The 19599-nt window shown below is 72.2% G+C and carries 21 protein-coding genes; 8 read left to right on the top strand and 13 right to left on the bottom strand.

Going from position 1 to position 19599, the window contains the following annotated elements; all coding sequences use genetic code 11:
* Positions 1-66: 66 nt before the first annotated feature.
* Complete coding sequence (locus OG247_RS18780; protein ID WP_327253340.1) at positions 67-795, bottom strand: class I SAM-dependent methyltransferase; 729 nt, start codon at positions 793-795, stop codon at positions 67-69.
* Positions 796-916: 121 nt separating this feature from the next.
* Here OG247_RS18780 and OG247_RS18775 point away from each other — a divergent pair, with 121 nt between their 5' ends.
* Positions 917-1771 (top strand): IclR family transcriptional regulator, encoded by an 855-nt coding sequence (locus OG247_RS18775; protein WP_327253339.1) that lies wholly within the window; start codon positions 917-919, stop codon positions 1769-1771.
* 219 nt (positions 1772-1990) lie between these two features.
* On the opposite strand, the gene OG247_RS18770 is transcribed toward OG247_RS18775, so the two are convergent.
* The gene (locus OG247_RS18770) at positions 1991-2188 is read right to left on the bottom strand and encodes a hypothetical protein (RefSeq protein WP_327253338.1); all 198 of its coding nucleotides are present in this window, start codon (positions 2186-2188) and stop codon (positions 1991-1993) included.
* A gap of 185 nt (positions 2189-2373) precedes the next feature.
* The gene (locus OG247_RS18765; protein ID WP_327253337.1) at positions 2374-5574 is read right to left on the bottom strand and encodes an AfsR/SARP family transcriptional regulator; all 3201 of its coding nucleotides are present in this window, start codon (positions 5572-5574) and stop codon (positions 2374-2376) included.
* 175 nt (positions 5575-5749) lie between these two features.
* On the opposite strand from OG247_RS18765, the gene OG247_RS18760 reads away from it, so the two are divergent.
* The 3 genes from OG247_RS18760 (at position 5750) to OG247_RS18750 (ending at position 7766) form a co-directional block, all read left to right on the top strand.
* Positions 5750-6970: an amidohydrolase family protein gene (locus tag OG247_RS18760; protein WP_327253336.1), complete on the top strand. Its 1221-nt coding sequence runs from the start codon at positions 5750-5752 to the stop codon at positions 6968-6970.
* A gap of 143 nt (positions 6971-7113) precedes the next feature.
* Positions 7114-7353 carry a type II toxin-antitoxin system VapB family antitoxin gene (locus OG247_RS18755; RefSeq protein WP_327253335.1) on the top strand — a complete coding sequence of 80 codons (240 nt, stop codon included), beginning with the start codon at positions 7114-7116 and terminating at the stop codon, positions 7351-7353.
* A complete protein-coding gene (locus tag OG247_RS18750; RefSeq protein ID WP_327253334.1) occupies positions 7350-7766 on the top strand; it encodes a PIN domain nuclease in 417 nt (138 codons plus the stop codon). Before OG247_RS18755 ends, OG247_RS18750 begins: the two co-directional genes overlap by 4 nt.
* Before the next feature lie 29 nt (positions 7767-7795).
* On the opposite strand, the gene OG247_RS18745 is transcribed toward OG247_RS18750, so the two are convergent.
* Positions 7796-8899: an alpha/beta fold hydrolase gene (locus tag OG247_RS18745; RefSeq protein WP_327253333.1), complete on the bottom strand. Its 1104-nt coding sequence runs from the start codon at positions 8897-8899 to the stop codon at positions 7796-7798.
* A gap of 427 nt (positions 8900-9326) precedes the next feature.
* On the opposite strand from OG247_RS18745, the gene OG247_RS18740 reads away from it, so the two are divergent.
* Together OG247_RS18740 and OG247_RS18735 are read left to right on the top strand one after the other, a co-directional pair.
* Positions 9327-9908, top strand: a complete 582-nt coding sequence (locus tag OG247_RS18740) for a trypsin-like serine peptidase (RefSeq protein WP_327253332.1) — start codon at positions 9327-9329, stop codon at positions 9906-9908.
* Positions 9905-10288: a DUF6086 family protein gene (locus OG247_RS18735; RefSeq protein ID WP_327253331.1), complete on the top strand. Its 384-nt coding sequence runs from the start codon at positions 9905-9907 to the stop codon at positions 10286-10288. The genes OG247_RS18740 and OG247_RS18735 overlap by 4 nt, the downstream gene beginning before the upstream one ends.
* Before the next feature lie 59 nt (positions 10289-10347).
* Here OG247_RS18735 and OG247_RS18730 read toward each other — a convergent pair whose 3' ends face one another.
* The 9 genes from OG247_RS18730 to OG247_RS18690 form a co-directional block, all read right to left on the bottom strand.
* On the bottom strand, positions 10348-10788 hold the full coding sequence (locus tag OG247_RS18730; RefSeq protein WP_327253330.1) for an NUDIX hydrolase: 441 nt from the start codon (positions 10786-10788) through the stop codon (positions 10348-10350).
* A 109-nt stretch (positions 10789-10897) separates the two neighbouring features.
* Positions 10898-11398, bottom strand: coding sequence for an enoyl-CoA hydratase-related protein (locus OG247_RS18725; RefSeq protein ID WP_327257532.1), 501 nt, complete (start codon positions 11396-11398; stop codon positions 10898-10900).
* Positions 11399-11424: 26 nt separating this feature from the next.
* A complete protein-coding gene (locus OG247_RS18720) occupies positions 11425-11664 on the bottom strand; it encodes a hypothetical protein (protein ID WP_327257828.1) in 240 nt (79 codons plus the stop codon).
* A gap of 233 nt (positions 11665-11897) precedes the next feature.
* A complete protein-coding gene (locus OG247_RS18715; protein WP_327253329.1) occupies positions 11898-12443 on the bottom strand; it encodes a GNAT family N-acetyltransferase in 546 nt (181 codons plus the stop codon).
* 53 nt (positions 12444-12496) lie between these two features.
* Positions 12497-13150 (bottom strand): DNA alkylation repair protein, encoded by a 654-nt coding sequence (locus tag OG247_RS18710; RefSeq protein WP_327257531.1) that lies wholly within the window; start codon positions 13148-13150, stop codon positions 12497-12499.
* 564 nt (positions 13151-13714) lie between these two features.
* Positions 13715-14995 carry an ABC transporter permease gene (locus tag OG247_RS18705; RefSeq protein WP_327253328.1) on the bottom strand — a complete coding sequence of 427 codons (1281 nt, stop codon included), beginning with the start codon at positions 14993-14995 and terminating at the stop codon, positions 13715-13717.
* Positions 14995-15771, bottom strand: a complete 777-nt coding sequence (locus OG247_RS18700; protein WP_327253327.1) for an ABC transporter ATP-binding protein — start codon at positions 15769-15771, stop codon at positions 14995-14997. Before OG247_RS18700 ends, OG247_RS18705 begins: the two co-directional genes overlap by 1 nt.
* Entirely contained in the window at positions 15768-17000 is a 1233-nt protein-coding gene (locus OG247_RS18695) for a peptidoglycan-binding protein (protein ID WP_327253326.1), read from the bottom strand. Before OG247_RS18695 ends, OG247_RS18700 begins: the two co-directional genes overlap by 4 nt.
* The gene (locus OG247_RS18690; protein ID WP_327253325.1) at positions 16997-17533 is read right to left on the bottom strand and encodes a hypothetical protein; all 537 of its coding nucleotides are present in this window, start codon (positions 17531-17533) and stop codon (positions 16997-16999) included. The genes OG247_RS18695 and OG247_RS18690 overlap by 4 nt, the downstream gene beginning before the upstream one ends.
* 90 nt (positions 17534-17623) lie before the next feature.
* On the opposite strand from OG247_RS18690, the gene OG247_RS18685 reads away from it, so the two are divergent.
* Together OG247_RS18685 and OG247_RS18680 are read left to right on the top strand one after the other, a co-directional pair.
* Positions 17624-18289 carry a response regulator transcription factor gene (locus OG247_RS18685; protein WP_327253324.1) on the top strand — a complete coding sequence of 222 codons (666 nt, stop codon included), beginning with the start codon at positions 17624-17626 and terminating at the stop codon, positions 18287-18289.
* On the top strand, positions 18286-19557 hold the full coding sequence (locus OG247_RS18680; protein WP_327253323.1) for a sensor histidine kinase: 1272 nt from the start codon (positions 18286-18288) through the stop codon (positions 19555-19557). Before OG247_RS18685 ends, OG247_RS18680 begins: the two co-directional genes overlap by 4 nt.
* Positions 19558-19599 lie beyond the last annotated feature (42 nt).

The following is a 19599-nucleotide window of genomic DNA, read 5'->3' as shown; positions in this document are numbered from 1 at the left end:
GGGGGGCGCCTTAGGCCTACCGCCTCAGACCTACCGCCTCAGACCTACCGCCTCAGGCCACCCTCCTCAGGCCTCCCGCCGCGCCAGCACCAGCCGCCAGCTCGGCGTCCCGTCCGGCCTGCGGCCGAAGTGGTCCAGGGGGAGCGTCTCCACCGTGAAGCCGGCCGCGCGCAGGTCGGTGCGTACGCCGCCCAGCGGGAAGGTGCGGTAGTACATGACGAACGGCGGGCGCCAGACGGCGTTGCGCACCCGCATCGCCGCGTCGAAGCCGGCCAGGGCCCACCACGCCGGGCGGCTCGGCGGGATCGGGGCGCCGATCGGGAAGGCGAACACGCCGCCGGGGCGCAGGGCCGCGTGGACCCCGGAGAAGACGGCGGGGCGCTCGGCCGGGAGGAAGTGGCCGAAGGCGCCGAAGCTGACCGCCAGGTCGTACGAGTCCCCGAGCGCGGCGGGCAGGGCTCGCGCGTCGGCCCGCAGGAGGTCCACCCGCTCCTCGGGGTGGGCGAGCCCGGCTTCGGCGAGCATGCCCGAGCTCAGGTCCACTCCGGTCACCCGCCCCCGGCACAGCCGCCGCAGCATGCCGAGGCCGGCGCCCGTACCGCAGCACACGTCGAGTCCGGTGTCGAAGGGGCCCTCGTGGCGGGCGAGCGTCTCCTCGACCGCGTCGAGCATCCGGTCGGGGGTGCGGAAGGGGGTCTGGTCGAACTTCGGGGCCAGCAGGTCGTAGCCCCGCTCGATGGAGGACAGGGCCTGTACGGCCAGTTCGCGGAGGGTCGGGCCCTGGGAGGTGAACACACGGTCAGCCTAGTGAGCGAGGGAGCGGGCCGGCGGCATTTCGGGCCCTTCGGCCCCGGGCAAAACGGGCATCCCGTGACGTAGGGTGAATCGATACGTTTTGCCAATCCTTGGGGATTCCGTGGGCAGTGCCATACGAAGTGAGGTACCGGGTCAGGGCGCGCAACAAGGCGCCGGCCGGGGCTCTACGGTCGGTGAGAGCTCCACGGCCGGCCGGAGCTCCGCGACCACCGGCAGCAGCGCCCTCGAGAAGACACTGCGGGTCACGGAGGCGCTGACCGCGTTCGGCGGGCCACACCGGCTCGCGGAGCTGTCGGCCGCCGCCGGGGTCCCCAAGTCCAGCACCTACCGGATCCTGGTCTCCCTGGTCGAGCAGGGGTACGCCGTCACCGACGGCGAGGGCAGCTACGGGGTGGGCCTGCGGCTGCGCACCCTGGCTGCCGAGATCTCCACGGACCGGCCCGAGGGGATCGTCCAGCTGCTCGAGTTCCTCCAGAAGTGCACCGGACAGGCCGTCCACCTGGCACTGCGCAGCGGCAACGCGCTCACGTACATCCGCAAGATCGAGAGCCCCGGGTCCTGCCGGACCTCCTCCCGCGTCGGCGCGCGCATCCCCCTGCACGCCACCGCGATCGGCAAGGCCGTCCTCGCGCACCTGCCGCCCGAGGAGGCCGAGGGCATCCTGCGGGCCACCGGGATGCCCGCCCTGACCCGGCGGACCCTGACCGGCCGGGAGGGCCTCGCGGCCGACCTGCGGACGGTCCGGGAGCGCGGCTACGCCGTCGACGACGAGGAGTACGAGCCCTCGGTCCGCTGCCTGGGAGCGCCGGTCTTCGACCGCGAAGGGGTGCCGGTGGGCGGCGTGAGCCTGACCGCCGCCACGTCGCTGATCACGCGGGCGGAGCTGGAGCGGTTCTCGCCGGCCCTGCGGGAAGCCGCGCGGGGCGTGCAGCGGCTGCTCCGGCTCGGCGGCTGAGCCCTGCCCCTGCCCCACACACGCACACACACATGCACGCGCACGTACGGCGGCCGCGGTGGTCCCCCTCCTGGCCACCGCGGCCGCCGTTCCCCCGTGCACCCCGCTGGCCCCCCCCGTGGCCAGCGGCCCCCCGTGGTACGTCCTGCGGTACGGCCCGGGTCCCCCGATTCCCCCGTGTTCCCGGGCCGTACGCGTCTGCGAGGCCTACACCCCCACCTACAGGCCGCCGCCGGCCGCGTGGTTGTCCATCGTCACGATGTCCTCGCCCGCGGCGTGGTTGTCGAGCGGTTTGAGCGGCTTGATCGGCTCGCCCGCCGCGTGGTTGTCCATCGGTGTGATGTCGACATCCGAAGGCTGGGTGTCGAGCGGTGTGATGTTGCCGTCGGTCGGCAGGACGTTCTCGTTCGTCGTCATCGGATCTCCTGATGGTGGGTAGGACCCGTTCGGCAATTCCCCCGCGGATCGCCGAACGGGTGGTCCTGCAGTCGACCCTGGTGCCCCCCGGCACGTCGAGTCGATGAACCCCATCCTGGTGGATGGTGATAAACGAACGATGAACGCCTCGTTCAGCGCCGCGGGGCGGGGTGCGGGGCCGCACCTCAGGCGACGATCTCCGCCGCCAGCAGCGCCCGGACCTCGGCCAGTTCAGGCGACCCCAGCTGCGTGAACACCACCTCGGCGTCCCGCCAGCACACCCGCGCCCGGTCCCGCTGCCCCAACTGGCGCAGCGCCCTGCCGAGCACGGTCAGCACCCTGGCACGATTCCACTCGCCGCCGATCCCCCGCAGGGCGATGGCCTGTTCGGCGTGCGAGGCCGCCTGTGTGGGTCGGCGCGCCGCGAGGTGGACCATGGCGAGACGGAAGTGTGTCACGCCCTCCCACAAGGGCTGCCGGTTCTCGTGGAACAGCGTGAGCGCGTCGCTGAGCTGGGAGTGCGCCTCGGAGAGCCGCTCGGCCTTCGTGAGGGCGATGCCCAGCGCGTAGCGGCCGTTGGCCAGGCGCAGGGTGAGCCCCATGCGGTCGTAGATGGCGATGCCCTGCTGGGCGAGTTCGATGGCGCTGGCGAGCCGGCCCTGCTCCACGTGGATGCGGGAGAGGTTGCACAGGGCGCTGGCCTCGCCGACGTGGTTGGAGTCGGCGCGGAAGTTCGCGATGGCTTCCAGCAGGTACCGCTCGCCGTCGTCGTAGCGGCCCTCGTAGATGGCGATGATGCCCCGGTCGTTGGGCGCCCAGCAGCTGGGCAGCACGTCCCCGGCGGCGCGGGCGAGCACCATGGCCCGGCTGGCCTCGGCATCGGCCTCGGCGAACCGGCCCGCGACCAGGTGGGTGTTGGTGAGGGTGGTGCGGGCACGCCCCTCGGCGTACGGGTCCTTCGCGGCCTCGGCGGCGTCGCGCAGCGCGGTCGCGGCCGACTCGTACTGCTTGGAGTTGGCGCCCGACTCGGCGAGGTCCTTGGCCGCCCACAGCAGGTCCACGGCCCGGCGCAGCACGTCCTCGCGCCCGGTCGTGCGTACGGAGGCCTGCCGTACGCACGCCAGCAGCGGGTCGGCCTCGGCGTACAGCCAGTCCTGGGCGGAATGCGGCTCGGTGAAGACCAGGCCGGGGTGGCGGGTGGCCGACAGGTGGGCCACGAGCCGGTCGCCGGGCCGCTCCAGGCCGTACACCCCGGCGGCGGTGGCCAGGTAGAAGTCGAGCACCCGGTCGAGGGCGGCGTCGCGCGCGCTCGGCGGCTGCTCGTCGCGCTCGGCGCAGGCACGCGCGTAGAGGCGTACCAGGTCGTGGAAGCGGTAGCGGCCGGGCGCGGCCGATTCGAGGAGGGAGCAGTCCACTAATGCTTCGAGCAGGTCCTCGGTGTCGTGCTCCGGCCGGTCGAGTACGGCCGCTGCGGCCGCGAGGGAGATGTCCGGCCCGTCGGGCAGCCCCAGCAGGCGGAACGCGCGCTGCTGCGCGGGCTCCAACTGCCCGTAGCCCAGCTCGAAGGTGGCCTTGACGGCGAGGTCGCCGGCCTGGAGCTCGTCCAGGCGGCGGCGCTCGTCGGCGAGCTTCGCGGCGAGCACGGAGACGGTCCAGGTGCGGCGCGCGGCGAGCCGGGAGGCGGCGATGCGGATGGCCAGTGGCAGGAACCCGCAGGCGCCGACCACGTCGAGGGCGGCCTGGCGCTCGGCGCCGACGCGCTCGGCTCCGACGATCCGGGTGAACAGCTGGAGCGCCTCGTCGGGGCTCATCACGTCGAGGTCGACGAGGTGCGCGCCGGCCAGGCCGGCCATCCGGACCCGGCTGGTGACGAGGGCGGCGCAGCCGGCGGTGCCCGGCAGGAGCGGGCGGACCTGGGCCGCGTCGCGGGCGTTGTCGAGGAGGACCAGGACGCGGCGGCCGTCGAGGGTGGAGCGGTAGAGAGCGGCCCGTTCGGCGGGGGAGTCGGGGATGGAGGCGTCGGGGGTGCCCAGCGCGCGCAGGAAGGAGCCGAGGACGGCCTCGGGCTCGGCGGGGCGGGACTCGGTGCCCTGGAGGTCGACGTAGAGCTGCCCGTCGGGGAAGTGCGGGCGGGCGGCGTGCGCGACGTGCACGGCGAGGGTGGTCTTGCCGACGCCGCCGATGCCGGCGAGGGCGGAGACCGCCATCACCTGGCCCTCGGCGCCCGCGAGGATCTGCCCCAGGTCCCGGACGAAGCTGGACCGGCCGGTGAAGTCGGAGACGGTGGCGGGCAATTGGGCGGGCCTCACGTGTACGGGCTCGGCGGCCGGCGCAGGGTCTTCGGCGCGAGCCAGCTCGGAGTCGGCTCGCAGGATGCGCCGTTGGAGCTCGGCGAGTTCGGGGCGCGGGTCGACGCCGAGTTCGTCGGCTAGGAGCCGGCGGGTGTCGGCGTACACGGCGAGGGCCTCGGCCTGGCGGCCGCTGCGGTAGAGGGCGAGCATCAGCAGCTCGCGCAGCCGCTCCCGCAGCGGGTGGGCGGCGGTGAGCGCGGTGAGTTCGGAGACGGCCTCGGCGTGGTGGCCGAGATCGAGGTCCAGGTCGAGGCGGGTCTCCAGCAGTTGGAGGCGCCACTCGGCGAGCCTCGTGCGTTCGGTGTCGGCGTGCGGCCCGGGTACGCCGGCCAGCGGTTCGCCGTCCCATACGTCCAGGGCGCGGGCCAGCAGCGTACGGGCGAGCGCGCGGTCGCCCTTGGCGGAGCCGGCGCCGTCCCTGCTGCTCCCGTCCCTGCTGCCGCCGTTCCTGCCGCCGCCCTTCGCCTTCCCGGCGCGCGCGGCTTCGGCGTCGGCTGCGAGGGCGCGCGCGATGCCCAGGTCGAGGGCCTCGGGGTGGGGCAGGCGGATCGCGTAGCCGCCGGACTCGCTGACGAGGAGCCCTGGTTCGAGGATTTTGCGCAGGCGGGAGGCGTACGTACGGATGGTCGCGAGGGCCTGCTGCGGCGGGTCCTCGCCCCAGATGGCGTCGATGAGCTCGGGCGCGGTCGCGGTGCGGCCCTCGCGGAGCAGGAGCACGGCGAGCAGTGCCCGCTGCTGCGGGGTCCCGGAGCTCAGGGCCTCGCCGCCGCGCCAGGCCCGGATGGGCCCGAGCACGGAGAACCGGTTGCCTCCGGCGGCGTCGGCGTCGGCGTCGACGCCGCCGGAGGCGGAGGGCGGCGGCTGGGTCCCGGTGGTGGTGGCGGCGGTTGCGGTGGTCGCGGCGGTGGTGGTGGCGTCGGTCCCGGGTTCCGCGGCGGGCGCCGCTTCGACTCCGGGTCCCGCGGCGGCGGCAATGGCGGTGTCACCGGACTTGGGGTGGTTCCGCTGGTGCGGGATGGCCGGTGTGCCGTCCATCTGGTCTCCCCCCTGCCTTCCCTAGGTGTAAGGGCCAGTCTGCCCTGTGTTGCGCGTACACGTCAGTCCGTAACGGACTCAGTCCTTACGGATCCGGGCCCCGGTCCCCGCGGATCCGGCATCCCGCCCCGCCCAACTAGCTGACGGTTCGTCAGATTGACGCTACCGTGAGGGCATGGAGACCTTCCCGAAGATCATCTCGGTGGACGACCACACGGTTGAGCCCCCCAACGTCTGGCGGGACCGGCTCCCGTCCAAGTACCACGACGTCGGCCCCCGCGTCGTCCGTGCCCCCCTGAAGGAAATGACCTTCCTCGGAGGCAAGTTCGCCCCCGTGATGGGGGCCAAGGGCGACGACGGACCGATAGGCGACTGGTGGGTGTACGAGGACCTGCACCGACCCCTCACCCGACTCGACACGGCCGTCGGCTACGACCGCGACGAGATCAAGCTCGAAGTCATCACGTACGAGCAGATGCGCCCGGGCTCCTTCTCGGTTCCCGACCGGCTCGCCGACATGGACGTCAACCACGTCCAGTCCGCCCTCTGCTTCCCGACCTTCCCGCGCTTTTGCGGCCAGACCTTCACCGAGGCCAAGGACCGCGAGCTCGGCCTGCTCGGCGTGCGCGCGTACAACGACTGGATGGTGGAGGAGTGGTGCGGCCCGGATGCGCGAGGCCGCCTCATCCCGCTCACCCTCGTCCCGCTCTGGGACGCGCGCCTGGCCGCCGCCGAAGTCCGCCGCAACGCGGCCCGCGGCGTCCGTGCGGTCGCCTTCTCCGAGATCCCGCCCCACCTCGGGCTCCCCTCCATCCACACGGACGAGTGGGACCCCTTCCTGGAGGCGTGCAACGAGACCGGCACGGTCATCGCCATGCACATCGGCTCCTCCTCGCGCATGCCCTCCACCTCGGCGGACGCCCCGCCGGCCGTCGGCTCCACCATCACCTTCGCCAACTGCTGCTTCTCGATGGTGGACTGGCTGATGAGCGGAAAGTTCGAGCGCTTCCCGAACCTCAAGATCATGTACGCGGAGGGCCAGATCGGCTGGATCCCGTACATCCTCGAGCGCGCGAACGTGGTCTGGGAGGAGAACCGCGGCTGGGGCGGCGTCGCCGACAAGGTGCTGCGCCCGCCGTCGGAGCTCTTCGCAGAACACGTCTTCGGCTGCTTCTTCGACGACGCCTTCGGCCTGAAGAACCTCGACTCCATCGGCGTCGCCAACGTCCTCTACGAGACGGACTACCCGCACTCCGACTCCACGTGGCCCAAATCCCGCGAGGTCGGCGAGTCCCAGATGGGCCACCTGGCCCCGGACGTGGTGGACCGCATCGTCCGCGGCAACGCGATCGACCTCCTGGGGCTGACCCCGGAAGGCCTCTGGCCTGGGGCGTAGCGGCCCGAGCTCACCAATAGACAGCCCCGGCCGGAGTCTCCGGCCGGGGCTGCCTGCTTGCAGAAACGATATCTCTCGATGTCAATCTTGATATCGTTTAAGTGGACAGGGGTCGGACCGGCCCCTCGCTGAGGAGGTTCACGATGGCCAGAACCGTGATCGACGTCGACGACGCCCTGCTGGCGGAGGCCGCCGAGCTCTTCGGTACGAAGACGAAGGTGGCCACGGTGAACGCGGCCCTTCAGGACGTGGTCAACCGGCGCAAGCGGGAGGATTTCCTGAACTGGATCGCCGAGGGCGGGCTGCCCGACCTGACGGGCCCGGTCGAGCCGGCCGCGGAGACGTTCGCCGAGGCCGAGCACGTGAGGGACAGGGCGGCATGACCGAGCGCTTTCTGATCGACAAGTCTGCTCTGGCGCGCTACCCCAAGCCGGCCGTGCACAAGGTCGTCTTTCCGCTCCACGTGGCGGGAGTCCTTGCCGTGTGCGGCGCCGTGGAGCTGGAAGTGATGTACAGCGCACGCTCCAAGGCCGATGCGGAGCGGGTCCGCAAAGGCATGGGCGCCTTCGACTGGCTCCCCACTCCCGATGAGACCTGGGACCGGGCCTTGGAGGTGCAGAGACTGCTGATCGTGGAGGGCAACTGGAAGGCGCTCTCCCTCCCGGATCTGATCATCGCGGCGACCGCCGAACGGCACGGAGCCACCGTCCTGCACTACGACGGCGAATACGACATGATCGCCAAGGTCACCGGCCAGCCGATGCGGTGGGTCGTGGCACCCGGCACGGCCGACTGAGGGACCGGGTCGGGGCGGGTTGGGGACGGTCAGGCGGTGGAGCGGCGCCGGCCTGTGACCGCCGGGCGGACATGGGTCAGGAGCAGGTCCAGGAAGTGGTCCGGGCGGCTGAACGAGGCGAAGTGACCGCAGCCCTCGATGAGGGCGAACCGCTTCACCGGGGCCTCGACCTCGTCGAAGAAGGCCTTGGCCGCGGCCACCGGAGTGAGGACGTCGTGCTCGCCCTGGAAGACGAAGAACGGGATCTCGAAGCGCGTGCCGTCGGCCCGGTCGTCGAGCCCCGCCGTCCCCTCGGTGATCCGCTCCGAGAAGGTCTGCCCGCGGAAGAAGTCCCGCAGATCGCGCAGCGAGTGCAGCGGCGACAGCCACATGGAACCCAGAACCACCTTCTTGAGCGTGGCCAGCGTCAGCGGGTCGCTCTGCGCGCTGATCTTGGCGTACGCCGCCTGCTGCTGCGGGGTCCGCGCGTGCGGGTCGGCCCCGATGGCCTCGACCTGCGCGAGCCGTTTGGCCTTCCCGGCCGCGCGCAGCCGCTCCCGTAGGGCGTCGTGGGCGGAGGTGTCCCGGCCGCCGGTGTGGATGTTCTGGTCGGTGCCCACGTACGCGGAGTAGAGCTCGGGGTGGTTGCGGGCCAGCCGCAGCCCGAAGACGCTGCCGTAGGAGTTGGCCAGGAGCACCACCCGCTCGGCGCCCAGTAGGCCCCGGGCGTGCCGGGTGACCTCCAGGGCGTCCTCGTAGAGCCGCTCGAAGGTGGCCTCGCCCTGGCCCTGCGGGCCGCCGTGCCCGAAGGTCTTGCCGGCGCCGCGCATGTCCCAGCGGACGATCGTGAAGTGCCGCCCCCAACTGCGGGTGCGCGAGGTGTAGATGGAGTTGGTGGCGCCGGGGCCGCCGTGGATCTCGACGACGACGGGATTGGCCCGGTCCTCGCCGCGGACCGAGATCCATTGGTCGATGCCGCCGATGCGGACGAAGCCCTGCTCGTCGATGCCGTGCGCGGACTCGATCCGCAGGGTCTTCGCGGCCTGTGCGCGGCGCAGGGCGCGGTGGGCGAGGAGGGGGAGGAGAGCGACCACGGGGGTGGCGAGGGCTGCGGCGGCGGTGGTGGCGGCAATCGCGGCGACGGTGGCGATCATTTTTGCGTCCTCCGTAAACTGTATCCAGTGGATACAGAAGAGTGTGGAGGGTGTCCGGAGCGGTGTCAACAGCCGAGGGCCGGGGTCCCGCTTGCGAGGGTTGCCGCGGACAGGGCATGCTTCGCCGGAGCAAATTGGGGGAGGGTTGTCTGTGATGGACAAGCGGGCCGTGGTGACCGCGGTGTTGTGCGCGGTGGCGGCGCTGGGTGCGTCCGCTGCCATGACGAAGGTGGTCCCGGCCGATGACGGCAAGGCGCCCGCGCACGCGAACACGGCGCCTCCGACGATGTCTTCCACGGGCCGCCCATCGCAGTCGCAATCGCCGGAACGGGCTCGGCCCTCCGGTGGGGCGACCCCCGGACCGTCGGTTTCACCGCCCGCACCGGGCGGGCCCGCGGCGTTCGCCGGGGCACTGTTCGAGGGTGATGTGACCGGCAATCACTTCTGTACGGCGACCGTCGTGCACAGTCCCGGGCGGAACCTCATCGTCACCGCCGGCCACTGCCTGCTCGCCGGCCGGGCCGGCGAAGGCGCAGCCACCTTCGCACCCGCGTACGCCGACGGGCGGGTCCCGTACGGCACCTGGAAGATCGCGGAGGTCTTCGAGGACCCGCGCTGGGCGGACGGGACGAACGACGACTACGACCTCGCTTTCGCCCGCCTCGCCCCCGACGCCTCGGGCCGCAACATCGAGGACGTCACCGGCGCCGCCGTCCTGGACACCACGGGCCGCACGGACGAGCAGGTCACGGTGACGGGCTACCCCTCGGACCGCAAGGTCCCGCGCACCTGCCTGTCCCGCGCGGTACGGCTCAGCGCCACGGAACAGCGCTTCGACTGCGCGGACTTCCCCGGCGGCACGAGCGGCAGCTCGTGGATCGCGGCCGACGGAAAGATCATCGGCGTCCTGACCGGCGGGGACACCGACGACGTCTCGACGAGCACGATCCTGAGCGACTACGCGGCGCAGCTGTACGCGCGGGCCGCGGGCGGCGGTACCGGCCGGTGAGCCAGTACTACGACCTCGGCGAGGAATCCCTCTGGAACCCCTCGAACGGCGCCGCCCGCCTCTTCCACCGCCAAGTGGCCCTCTTCGAGGCGGAACTCGGCGTCCCGTCGGGCATCGGCCCGATGGAGAACGACGAGTGCCAGATCAACCCGGGCGCCCTCGGCCCCTTCGCCGAAGCCCTCATCACCCGCCACGGACTCACCGGCCATGCCGTGATCCGCGCCCTCTCCGAGGGCTTCGTGGCCACCGTGCTGGTGCTGGCGGAACGGGCGGGAGTGCGGGTGAACTGGCCCGTGAGCCCGGTGAATTCCTACGAGTCCACGGTCGCGGACGAGCTGCGCGCGCTCGCCCGGGAGATGAGCGGGGCCATGCCGCGCTGAGCGGCGGGCAGCGAACAGCGGGAAACGGGCAGCGGGCGACGGCCTCCCCGGGCGGGCGGTCAGGCGAGCAGCCCCAAGTGCACGGGCTCGGCGGGGGCTTCGTCGAGCAGCTGCGCGAGGCGCGGGGGCCACAGCGCCTCCCCGAGGGCGGCGAGGTTCCGCGCGGACAGCCACCGCCAGTGGGCCTCGGGGTACTCCGGCACCGGATCGCGGTGCGGGCCGGTGGTCACGTAGATGTGCTCGTGCTGGCGCACGGGGATGCCCTGGTGGGTGAAGTCGTGCTCCCAGGTGCAGAGCAGCCGCTCCGGCTCCAGGTCCGTCCAGCCCGTCTCTTCCCGCAACTCCCGCCGCACGCACTCCTCGGGCGTCTCCCCGGGATCGATGCCACCGCCGGGCGGCAGCCAGTGGATGCCGACTTCCACGTTGTTCTCGCGAAACAGGAACACGGATCCGGCGGGGTTGAGGACGACGATTCTTGCGGCCTGCCGAGGAGTTCGCATCAGACCAGCGTACGACGGGGGGTGCGCGGGGCGGGAGAGGTGTGATCGGGGCGGGGTCCGGCCCGGGGACCGGCGGCGGTGGGCCGGAGCCGGGGGCCGGTCCGGCGGATCAGAGGTGGCGGGACGCCGCCGGCCCGTCCCAGGCGGGAGAACGTTTCTGGGTGAAGGCCCGGGCGCCCTCCGTGGCGGCGGTGGTGGCGAACACGGGTGTGCTGAGCGGGTCTTGGAGGGCATAGGCGGCGTGGTCGTCCAGGCCTCGGGTGTTCTGGACGATCTGCTTCGTGACGTGGACGGCGTGGGGGGAGTGGGCCTGGATGCGGGCGCTCAGGGCGAGGGCCGCTTCCAGGGCCCGTCCCGCGGGGGTGAGGCGGTTGACCAGCCCGTAGCGGGCCGCGTCGGTGGCGGACAGGGGAGCCGTGGTCAGGAGCATCTCCATGGCCACGTGGTACGGGAGCCGGCCGGGCAGGCGGATCGCCCCGCCCTCGGCTGCGACGAGGCCGCGGGCCACCTCGGGCAGGGCGAAGAACGCGGTGTCGGCCGCGGTGATCAGGTCGCAGGCCAGGGCCAGCTCGAAGCCCCCCGCGACGGCGGCACCCTCGACGGCGGCGATCAGCGGCTTGCGCAGCCGGGCGCGGATCAGCCCCCCAGCCCCCGCCCGGCGACGACGGGGACGCCTTCGGTGGGGAAGGCCTTGAGGTCCATCCCCGAGCAGAAGTGACCCTCCGCACCGGTGAGGGCCGCGTCCAGCGCCTCGGCGAGGGGCCGGTCCACGGCGTTGCGGACGTGGGGCCTGTTGAGGGTGATGAGCAGAACACCCGGGGTGGGTTCGGCCAGCAATACGGGGCCGGGGCCGGGGGCGTCGGGCCTGCCGAGCATGTTGATGCCCTCCCGTGGGTGGCGAGTTGCCGGGATCAGTTCCGTACGACGGGGAGCGCGGCCAGCCGCGCATGACCCGGGCCGGCCGCCAGGGCAGTTCTTCGGTGGGCTTGGCCAGCGCGACGCTGCCCAGGCGCCGGAGGAGGAGGGGAAGCGCCACCGCACCTTCGAGGCGGGCCAGCGCGGCACCGAAGCAGAAATGGGGCCCGTAGCCGGGCCCGTGACCAGGCGGGCTAGAGAAGCGGCTGCGACGGGTTCGCCGGGCGTTCGAAGACAAAACTGATTCCGTCGGTCTCGTTTCCCTGCTCGGCGACACGGGCGAAGCCGAAGCCCGCGAGGGCGGCCAGAGAGGCGGCGTTGTCGGATCGGATGGTGGCCCGGACGGTCCTGACATCGGGCTCTTCGGCGGCCCTGGCCAGCAGGGCGGTCAGCATGGCGCGGGCGTAGCCCCGGCGGCGGTGGGCGGACACGACGCTGTAGCCGATCTCCACCACGCCCGCCTCGTTCGGCGGGCCGTGGAATCCGGCGTCGCCGATGACCGTCCCGTCCGGCTCCGACACTGCGGCCCGGGTGGTCCAGCGGGCGGCGGACGGGTCCTTGGTGAGCTGGTCGGCGCGGTAGCCGAAGATCCAGCGGGCACGGTCGGACACGAAATATTCGTCGAGGGCCACCCCGGCCTCGGCGCTGCCACCTGCCAGGTCACCGTCGGCAAGGGCCCTGAGGGCCTGTGCGTTGAGCTTGACGAAACGGACGCGCTTGGGGAGAAGTTCATTGCTCATCGCGGAGATGCTCACCCAGCGCCCGAGGCCTGTCCACTGCTTTACGGGACCGCTCAGGCCACCCTCTTCTCGTCCTTCCGACGTACCAGCTCGGCAATCCAGACGGGCGCGTACGGAGAGGTGCAGCCGGGAGGCGTCGGGTAGTCCTTCAGGACCTCCAGGCGCTCGCCGATGGCGAGCGCGCGGGCGCGGTACTCGGCGTGCTCGATACCGATCTGGGCCAGGCAGTGGTTCATCGCCCACTGCAGGCGGTCAGGGGCATCCTTCATCTCCGCCTCGATGACGTCGAGCAGGCCCGCGAGATCCAGACCGTCGGGCTTCTTCGCCACTCGCTCGGTGGTCAGCGCCCACCCGGCGCTCGCGACCACGGGATCGGCATCGGCGAACCACACGAGACGCAGCTCTTCGGCGTGCGGGCTCTTCTTCACCACGTAGTTCACGAGCCAGTCGTGCACCTTGGGCCTGCGCGCATCCCGCAGCATGGCGTCCAGCTCGTCCCGACCGAAGGCCTTCGGTCGGCAGATCAGGATCGCCAGCAGCCTCGCGGCCGTGTCACCCGTCTCCCAGAGCCGGCAGGCCAGTTCCTGCTGTGTCTTCAACCGCTTGGCGACCGCGCGCAGCTTGCCGAGGTTCACACCGTGATCGTCACCGTGCTTCTCGTTCACCGCACGCGCCTTCGGGTCCTCCAAAGCGGCCAGCTCGGCCATCACCTCGGCCAGCACCGTCTCAGCCACCACGCCCTCCTCTCCCTCACGTCCCCCACCCACGAGATTCACCCTACGCAGCCACCTCCCCGGATCAGCCACGGACGGTCGGTAGTCGCTTGGCCGAGTGGGAGTGTGTAGCGATCTGTCGCGCCCACCGACCCTGAGGGGCTCGTGGGCGTCCTTGCGCTCGTGGTGGCGGTCGACGGTCACGGGAAGGGTGTTCAGGCGCCCGGTCCTGGATGCTCTGATCGCCCCGCGCGTTCGTTCCGGCCGAGGTCGCGGTCCTGCCGGGGCCGTGTCCAGATGACCACCGGCCCTTGGGGGCTGCGCATGTCAGACGAGGCCGCTCCTCCCCACACTTCCCTCCCGGCCGTTCCCCGGGGGGATCCCGGAAGTCTTGTGGCTTTTCGGCGTGGGTCGGTCGGTCAAGGGTGGCCGAAGGCCATCGCGAAGCGACGCGACCGCAGGGAGCGCCCTTGAGGGACCGGCCCACGCCGAAAGAACACTGGACTACCGGGACGCCCCCCGAACCACTGTCAAAGCCACCACCCCACCCGCAGCCCCCTACCCCGCCTGCAAGGCCAGCGTCGGCGACAGCCTTGCCGCGCGGACCGCCGGGTAGAGGCCTGCCACCGTGCCGATGGCCAGGGTTGATGCGAAGCCGCCCGTGACGGCCCAGAGGGGGACCACCCAGGGGAGGTCGCCGGCTCGGGCGTACACCGCCGTGGCCGCGCCGCCCAGCACGATGCCCGCCAGGCCGCCCAGGCCCGACAGGAGCAGGGACTCCGTGACGAACTGGATACGGATCTGGCCCTTGGTGGCGCCCAGGGAGCGGCGCAGGCCGATCTCGTGGCGGCGTTCCAGTACGGAGATGATCATGGTGTTGGCCACCCCGACCCCACCCACCAGCAGGGCGATGCCGCCCAGGCCGAGGAGGAGGGTGCTGAAGGCGCCCTCGGTGGCGGCCTTCGCCTGGAGGGCCGCCGACGGGTCCGTGACCGAGACCGTGCTCGGGCTCTCCGGGTTGGCCGTCTTGGCGATGAGGCCCCGGACCTGCTGGACGAGGTCGTCGGCGGAGCGCTCGTAGACGGACGTGGGGTGGCCGTCGAAGCCCAGGAGGCTCTGGGCGGCGTCCCAGCCGATCAGTGCCGAGCGTTCGATCTCCGGCGCGAGGGGGATCGGCTCCAGGACGCCGATGACGGTGAAGTACTGCCCGCCGATGAAGACCTGCCCGCCCGGCCCCGTGATGCCCAGGCGCTCGGCGGTGACGTGTCCGAGGACCACGGACGGGTAGCGGCCCGTCGCGTCGTTGAGCCAGCTGCCGCTGTGCATCCGGGCCCGGAGCGTCTTCAGGAGCTCGTCCTTCGCCGCCTTGAGGGCGATGCCGTTCGTCTCCTCCTTCGGGATGTTCTCGCTGCGGCGGACGGACTCCTTCACGTCGCCCGTCGTGCCGACCGATTCGACCCCGTCGATCCGGGCGATCATGCCGGGGGCGTCCTTCGGCAGCTTGGTGTCCTGCCCCGAGAACATCGACGGGCCGGGTGTCGCGACCATCATGTTCGTGCCGAGCTTGTCGAGCTCCTGGAGCAGCTTGGCCTGGCTCGACGAGGAGATGCCGACGACCGCGATCATCGTCGCGATGCCGATCGCGATCCCGAGCGCGGACAGGAACACGCGCATGGGCCGCGAGCGCAGCCCCGCCGATCCCACGTGGAACACGTCCCGGGGGCCGAGGCGTGGCGGAGACAGCTTGCGGGCCTTCTGCTCGGCGCGGCGGGCCTTCCTCTCGGCGCCGCGCGCCTTCTTCTCGGCCGCGCGAGGCTTCGTACGGGTACCGGAACCCATTACGCGCCCACCCCCAGCGTGTCCGTGTCCGCGCCGGCAGTCGCGTTCGTGTGCGTGTTCCCGTCCGCGTTCCCGTCCGCGTTCCCGTCCGCGTTCCACACGTCCGCCACGATCTCGCCGTCGCGGATGCGGACCTGCCGGGGCAGGCTCGCCGCGATCTCGTTGTCGTGGGTGATCACGGCGATGGTGGCCCCGTCCTGGTTGAGCTCGTGCAGCAGTTCCATCACCGACTCGCCGGACGCCGTGTCGAGGGCGCCCGTCGGCTCGTCGGCGAGCAGCAGGTCCGGTTCGCCCGCCACCGCGCGGGCGATCGCCACGCGCTGCTTCTGGCCGCCGGACAGTTCGTGCGGCCGGTGGTCCATGCGGTCGCCGAGGCCGACGCGCTCCAGGGCGCGTTCCGCCCGCCGTCCGCGTTCGGCGCGGGACAGGCCGGAGTACAGCAGCCCCTCGGCGACGTTCGCCCGGGCGCTGATGCCCGGTACCAGGTGGAAGGACTGGAACACGAAGCCGACGTGGCGGGAGCGCAGCGCCGACAGGGAGCGGTCGGACAGGCTCGCGATGTCGTACCCGGCGATGGCGACGCGGCCGGCGGTCGGCCGGTCCAGCGTCCCCACGATGTGCAGGAGCGTGGACTTTCCCGATCCCGACGGGCCTACGATGGCGAGGAGTTCGCCGTTCATGACGGTGAGGTCGACTCCGCGCAGGGCCGCGACCCCGCCGGGGTACTCCTTGGTGACTCCGGTCAGTTCGACGACCGCGTGGGCGTGTGTGTTCATGACGCGGGAACTCCCACGAGCATGCCCTCCTTGAGGGCGTCCCCCTTCACCTCCACCCGGCCCTGGCCGAACATGCCGAGCTCGACCTTGACCTCGCGGACCTTGCCGTCCTCGACGACCTGGACTCCGAAGCCGCCCTCGGCGAGGGCGAGGAGCGAGTTGACCGGTACGGAGAGCACCCCCGTGCGGACCTCGCCCGTCAGGCTCACCGAGACCGGGGACTGGTCGGGGCCCGTGGCTTCGGAGGGTTTGTCGAGGGCGACCTCGACGTCGACCTTCGGCTTCTTGTCCCCGCCGCCCCCGCCGCCTCCGCCGCCTCCGGGCCCGCCGCCCGAGGACGGGTCGTCGCCGTTGGCGGTGGCGCCGACCGAGCTGATCTTGCCCTTGCCGGTGCCCCCGCCGGGCAGGCTCACGGTCACCGGGTCACCGGTCTTGACCTTGCCCGCCTTGGCCACGTCCAGCTGCAGGCGGACCATCCGCTCGGTGCCGGTCAGGGTCATGACGGGCTTGCCGGCGGCGGCCTCGTCGCCGACCGCCATGTCGTTCTTCTGGATCCGCTGGGGGCCGGAGGCGAAGGCGATGTCGCCCTTGCCGACCTCGCCGGTCTCCTTCACCTTGTGGGACTTCTGCCAGCGCTTGACGGCGGTGGCCGTCCCGGCGGTGAAGGTGCCGTCCGTGGTGTCCAGGCCGGTGCCGAAGCCGAGGGCCTGGAGGTTCTGCTTGAGCTGTTTGACGTCCTCGCCCTTGTCCCCGGACTTCAGGGACCGGTACACGGGGGTGGTTCCGTACATCAGGCGCACCGGCTTGCCGTTGACCTCGTAGAGCTTGCCGTCGCGCTCCACGGAGGACCCGGCCGGCGCCACCCAGGTCAGGGTCGCGGAGCCGGGGCCCGAGCCGGAGCCCGAGCCCGAGCCCGACCCGGACCCCGCCCCCGCCCCGCCCGCTCCGGGGGCCCCACCCGCCCCACCCGCCGAGTCCGCACCCACCGCATTGAGCTTGCGCTCCTTCGCGAAGCCGAGCGTCCCGTCGACCTTGAACCCGGAGCTCAGGTCGCCGCGCGTGACCGGCTGCGTGGCCCCCGGCAGTCCGTCCGCACGGTCCTGCTTCGAGCCGCTGCCGCTGCCGCTGCCGCCGTCCGTCCCGGCCTGGGCGACGACCGCGTACCCGCCGCCCGTGACGGCGAGCACGACGGCCAGCGAGCCCAGGAGCCACTTCCCGCGCTTCCTCACTGGTCCGCGCTGCACTTGTTCAGCTGGGCCATGAATGCGTCCTTGTCGGCGCCCTCGGGTATGGAGAACCCGGTCCGCGCGTTCCCGTTGAACTCCGGGTCCGGCATGTCGAAGCCGTTGTCCCGCATGCACTTGGCCTGCTTCAGGGCCTTGTCCTTCTCCGCCTGCGAGACCTCGCCTCCCGAGCCGGGGCCCTTCATCCCGCACTTGTCCATGGCCTTCTTCAGGACCTCCTGGTCCATGCCCGCGCCGAGCGTCATACCGCGCGGGTCCTCGCCGGGCTTCGGGTCGGGGGCTTCGACGCCGTTCTCGCGCAGGCACTTGCGCATCTTGAGGGCATTGTCGGCGTCCGCGCCGCCACCGCCACCGCCACCGCTGCCGCCCGTGCCGCTGGAGTTCGAGGAGTCCTGCTTCTCGTCCTTCTTCCCGTCCTGCTTTCCGTCCGAGCCGCCGACGCCGCCCGTGCACGCGGTGACGAAGAGGGTGAGGCCGGTGAGGAGCGCGGCCGTGGTCATGGTCGTGGATCGCTTCATGGGCCCGAGACTGCGCGAAGAGCGGGTTTCGCTTCTCTAACGGCTCGTGCTTACAACGGCGAAATGCCGCTCTCCGGTAAAGAGGACGCCATGCGAGTTCTGGTGGTGGAGGACGAGGAGTTCCTGCGGGAGATGATCGCCGAGGGGCTGCGCGGCGACGCCCTGGCCGTCGACGAGGCCGGCGACGGCCTGGAGGCCCTGCGCCGCCTGCGCCTGGGCGCGTACGACGTCTTGATCCTCGACCGCGACCTGCCGGGCCTGCACGGCGACGAGGTCTGCCGCCAGGTGGTGCGCGAGCGGCTGCTGACCCGCGTCCTGATGCTGACGGCCTCCGGGACCGTACGCGACCGGGTGGAGGGCCTGGGCCTCGGCGCAGACGACTACCTCACCAAGCCCTTCGCCTACGACGAGCTGCTCGCCCGCGTCCTGGCGCTGGGGCGGCGCGCCCAGCCCGCCCTGCCGCCGGTGCTGGAGCGGGCGGGGGTGGCCGTGGACGTGGCGCGGCGCACCGCCACCCGCGAGGGGCGCAGGCTGGCGCTCTCCCGCAAGGAGTTCGCGGTGCTGGAGTCGCTGCTGCGCGCCGAGGGCGCGGTCCTCAGCAGCGACGACCTGATCGAGCAGGTGTGGGAGGAGGACACCTCGTACAGCACCAACGCGGTACGGGTGACCCTGAGCAAGCTGCGCGCCAAGCTGGGGGAGCCGCCGCTGATCGAGACCGTCCCCGGCGCCGGATACCGGATCGGTGATCCACGATGAGAGCAGTGCTCCACTCCGAGCGCGCCCGTCTCACCGTCCTGTACGGCTCCCTGCTGCTCCTCGCGGGCGGCGGCCTCATCGCACTGATCAACATCCTGCTCCGCAACGGCCTCTACAGCCGCATCAGCGGCGCCGTCACCACCACGACCAGCATCGTCCCGGCCACCCCCCGCGGCCAGGGCACCCTCCCGCCCATGATCCCGGGCCAGCGCCTGCCGATCCCCGCCGAGAAGCTCGACTCCGGCGCCACCCCCAGCCCCGAACAGCTCGAACAGTGGCGGGCCACCCGCAACCTGACCGCCGCCGTCGAGCAGGCCACCCTCCACGAGCTCCTCGTCGTCTCCCTCCTCGCCCTCGCCGTCTTCGCCGTCCTGTCCATCTGGCTGGCCTGGTGGATGGCCGGCCGCGTCCTGCGCCCCGTCGGCGTGATCACCGAGACGGCCCGGCGCCTGTCCGGCGCCAACCTCCACGAGCGGATCGGTCTCCAGGCCCCGCCCGGCGAACTCAAGCGGCTGGCGGACACCTTCGACGGGATGCTCGACCGGATGGAGGACCTGGTCGGGGCGCAGCGCCGGTTCGCCGCGAACGCCGCCCACGAGCTGCGCACCCCGCTCGCCGTCCAGCGGGCGGCCGCCGAGATCGGGCTGGCGGGTCAGCCGCCGCCGGAGAAGGTGGCGCGGATCCGCTCCAAGCTCATCGAGGTCGCGGACTCCAGTCAGCACCTCGTCGAGTCGCTGCTCCTGCTCGCCGTCTCGGAAGAGGGGCTGGAGGTGACGGAGCCGGTGGATCTGGCGGGGCTCGCGGAGGCGGAACTCGCGGGCATCGAGGGGACGGCCCCTCAGGACCTGGTGGTCGTACGGGATCTGGCGCCGCTGACCGTCACGGGCGACCGGACCCTCCTCGGCCATCTCGTGCGGAACCTGCTGGCCAATGCCGTACGTCACAACCGCGCGGGCGGCCGCCTGGAGGTGGCGACCTCCCGGGAGGGGGTGCTGACGGTCTCCAACACCGGCCCGGTGATCGAGCCGGGCGACGTGCCGCGGCTGCTGGAGCCCTTCCGGCGGCGGGCGGAACGGCAGCATACGGCGGGCGAGGGCGCCGGGTTGGGGCTCTCGATCGTCGCGTCGATCGCGCGGGCGCACGGCGCGGAACTGACGGCGCGGGCCAACCCGGCGCCGGGCGGCGGGCTGATGGTCCGGGTCTGGTTCCCGGCCGAGTCGCCGGCGCCCCCGGCGGCGCGACCCGCCGAGGAAACGCCGGGAGCTTGACCGGTCAACAAAAATGAAGATCGGCTGTGTACGGTCGGGTCA

It is taken from the genome of Streptomyces sp. NBC_01244, assembly GCF_035987325.1.
Taxonomy (GTDB): domain Bacteria; phylum Actinomycetota; class Actinomycetes; order Streptomycetales; family Streptomycetaceae; genus Streptomyces.
The sequence above is the reverse complement of the archived record's forward strand: the minus strand, read 5'-3'. Positions and strand labels throughout refer to the sequence as shown.

Excerpts from the sequence above, each read along its gene's own strand:
- OG247_RS18770 (WP_327253338.1), bottom strand. The coding sequence starts at position 2,188 with ATGACGACGAACGAGAACGTCCTGCCGACCGACGGCAACATCACACCG.
- OG247_RS18765 (WP_327253337.1), bottom strand. The coding sequence starts at position 5,574 with ATGGACGGCACACCGGCCATCCCGCACCAGCGGAACCACCCCAAGTCC.
- OG247_RS18760 (WP_327253336.1), top strand. The coding sequence starts at position 5,750 with ATGGAGACCTTCCCGAAGATCATCTCGGTGGACGACCACACGGTTGAG.
- OG247_RS18755 (WP_327253335.1), top strand. The coding sequence starts at position 7,114 with ATGGCCAGAACCGTGATCGACGTCGACGACGCCCTGCTGGCGGAGGCC.
- OG247_RS18750 (WP_327253334.1), top strand. The coding sequence starts at position 7,350 with ATGACCGAGCGCTTTCTGATCGACAAGTCTGCTCTGGCGCGCTACCCC.
- OG247_RS18745 (WP_327253333.1), bottom strand. The coding sequence starts at position 8,899 with ATGATCGCCACCGTCGCCGCGATTGCCGCCACCACCGCCGCCGCAGCC.
- OG247_RS18730 (WP_327253330.1), bottom strand. The coding sequence starts at position 10,788 with ATGCGAACTCCTCGGCAGGCCGCAAGAATCGTCGTCCTCAACCCCGCC.
- OG247_RS18720 (WP_327257828.1), bottom strand. The coding sequence starts at position 11,664 with ATGCTCGGCAGGCCCGACGCCCCCGGCCCCGGCCCCGTATTGCTGGCC.
- OG247_RS18715 (WP_327253329.1), bottom strand. The coding sequence starts at position 12,443 with ATGAGCAATGAACTTCTCCCCAAGCGCGTCCGTTTCGTCAAGCTCAAC.
- OG247_RS18710 (WP_327257531.1), bottom strand. The coding sequence starts at position 13,150 with ATGGCCGAGCTGGCCGCTTTGGAGGACCCGAAGGCGCGTGCGGTGAAC.
- OG247_RS18705 (WP_327253328.1), bottom strand. The coding sequence starts at position 14,995 with ATGGGTTCCGGTACCCGTACGAAGCCTCGCGCGGCCGAGAAGAAGGCG.
- OG247_RS18700 (WP_327253327.1), bottom strand. The coding sequence starts at position 15,771 with ATGAACACACACGCCCACGCGGTCGTCGAACTGACCGGAGTCACCAAG.
- OG247_RS18690 (WP_327253325.1), bottom strand. The coding sequence starts at position 17,533 with ATGAAGCGATCCACGACCATGACCACGGCCGCGCTCCTCACCGGCCTC.
- OG247_RS18685 (WP_327253324.1), top strand. The coding sequence starts at position 17,624 with ATGCGAGTTCTGGTGGTGGAGGACGAGGAGTTCCTGCGGGAGATGATC.
- OG247_RS18680 (WP_327253323.1), top strand. The coding sequence starts at position 18,286 with ATGAGAGCAGTGCTCCACTCCGAGCGCGCCCGTCTCACCGTCCTGTAC.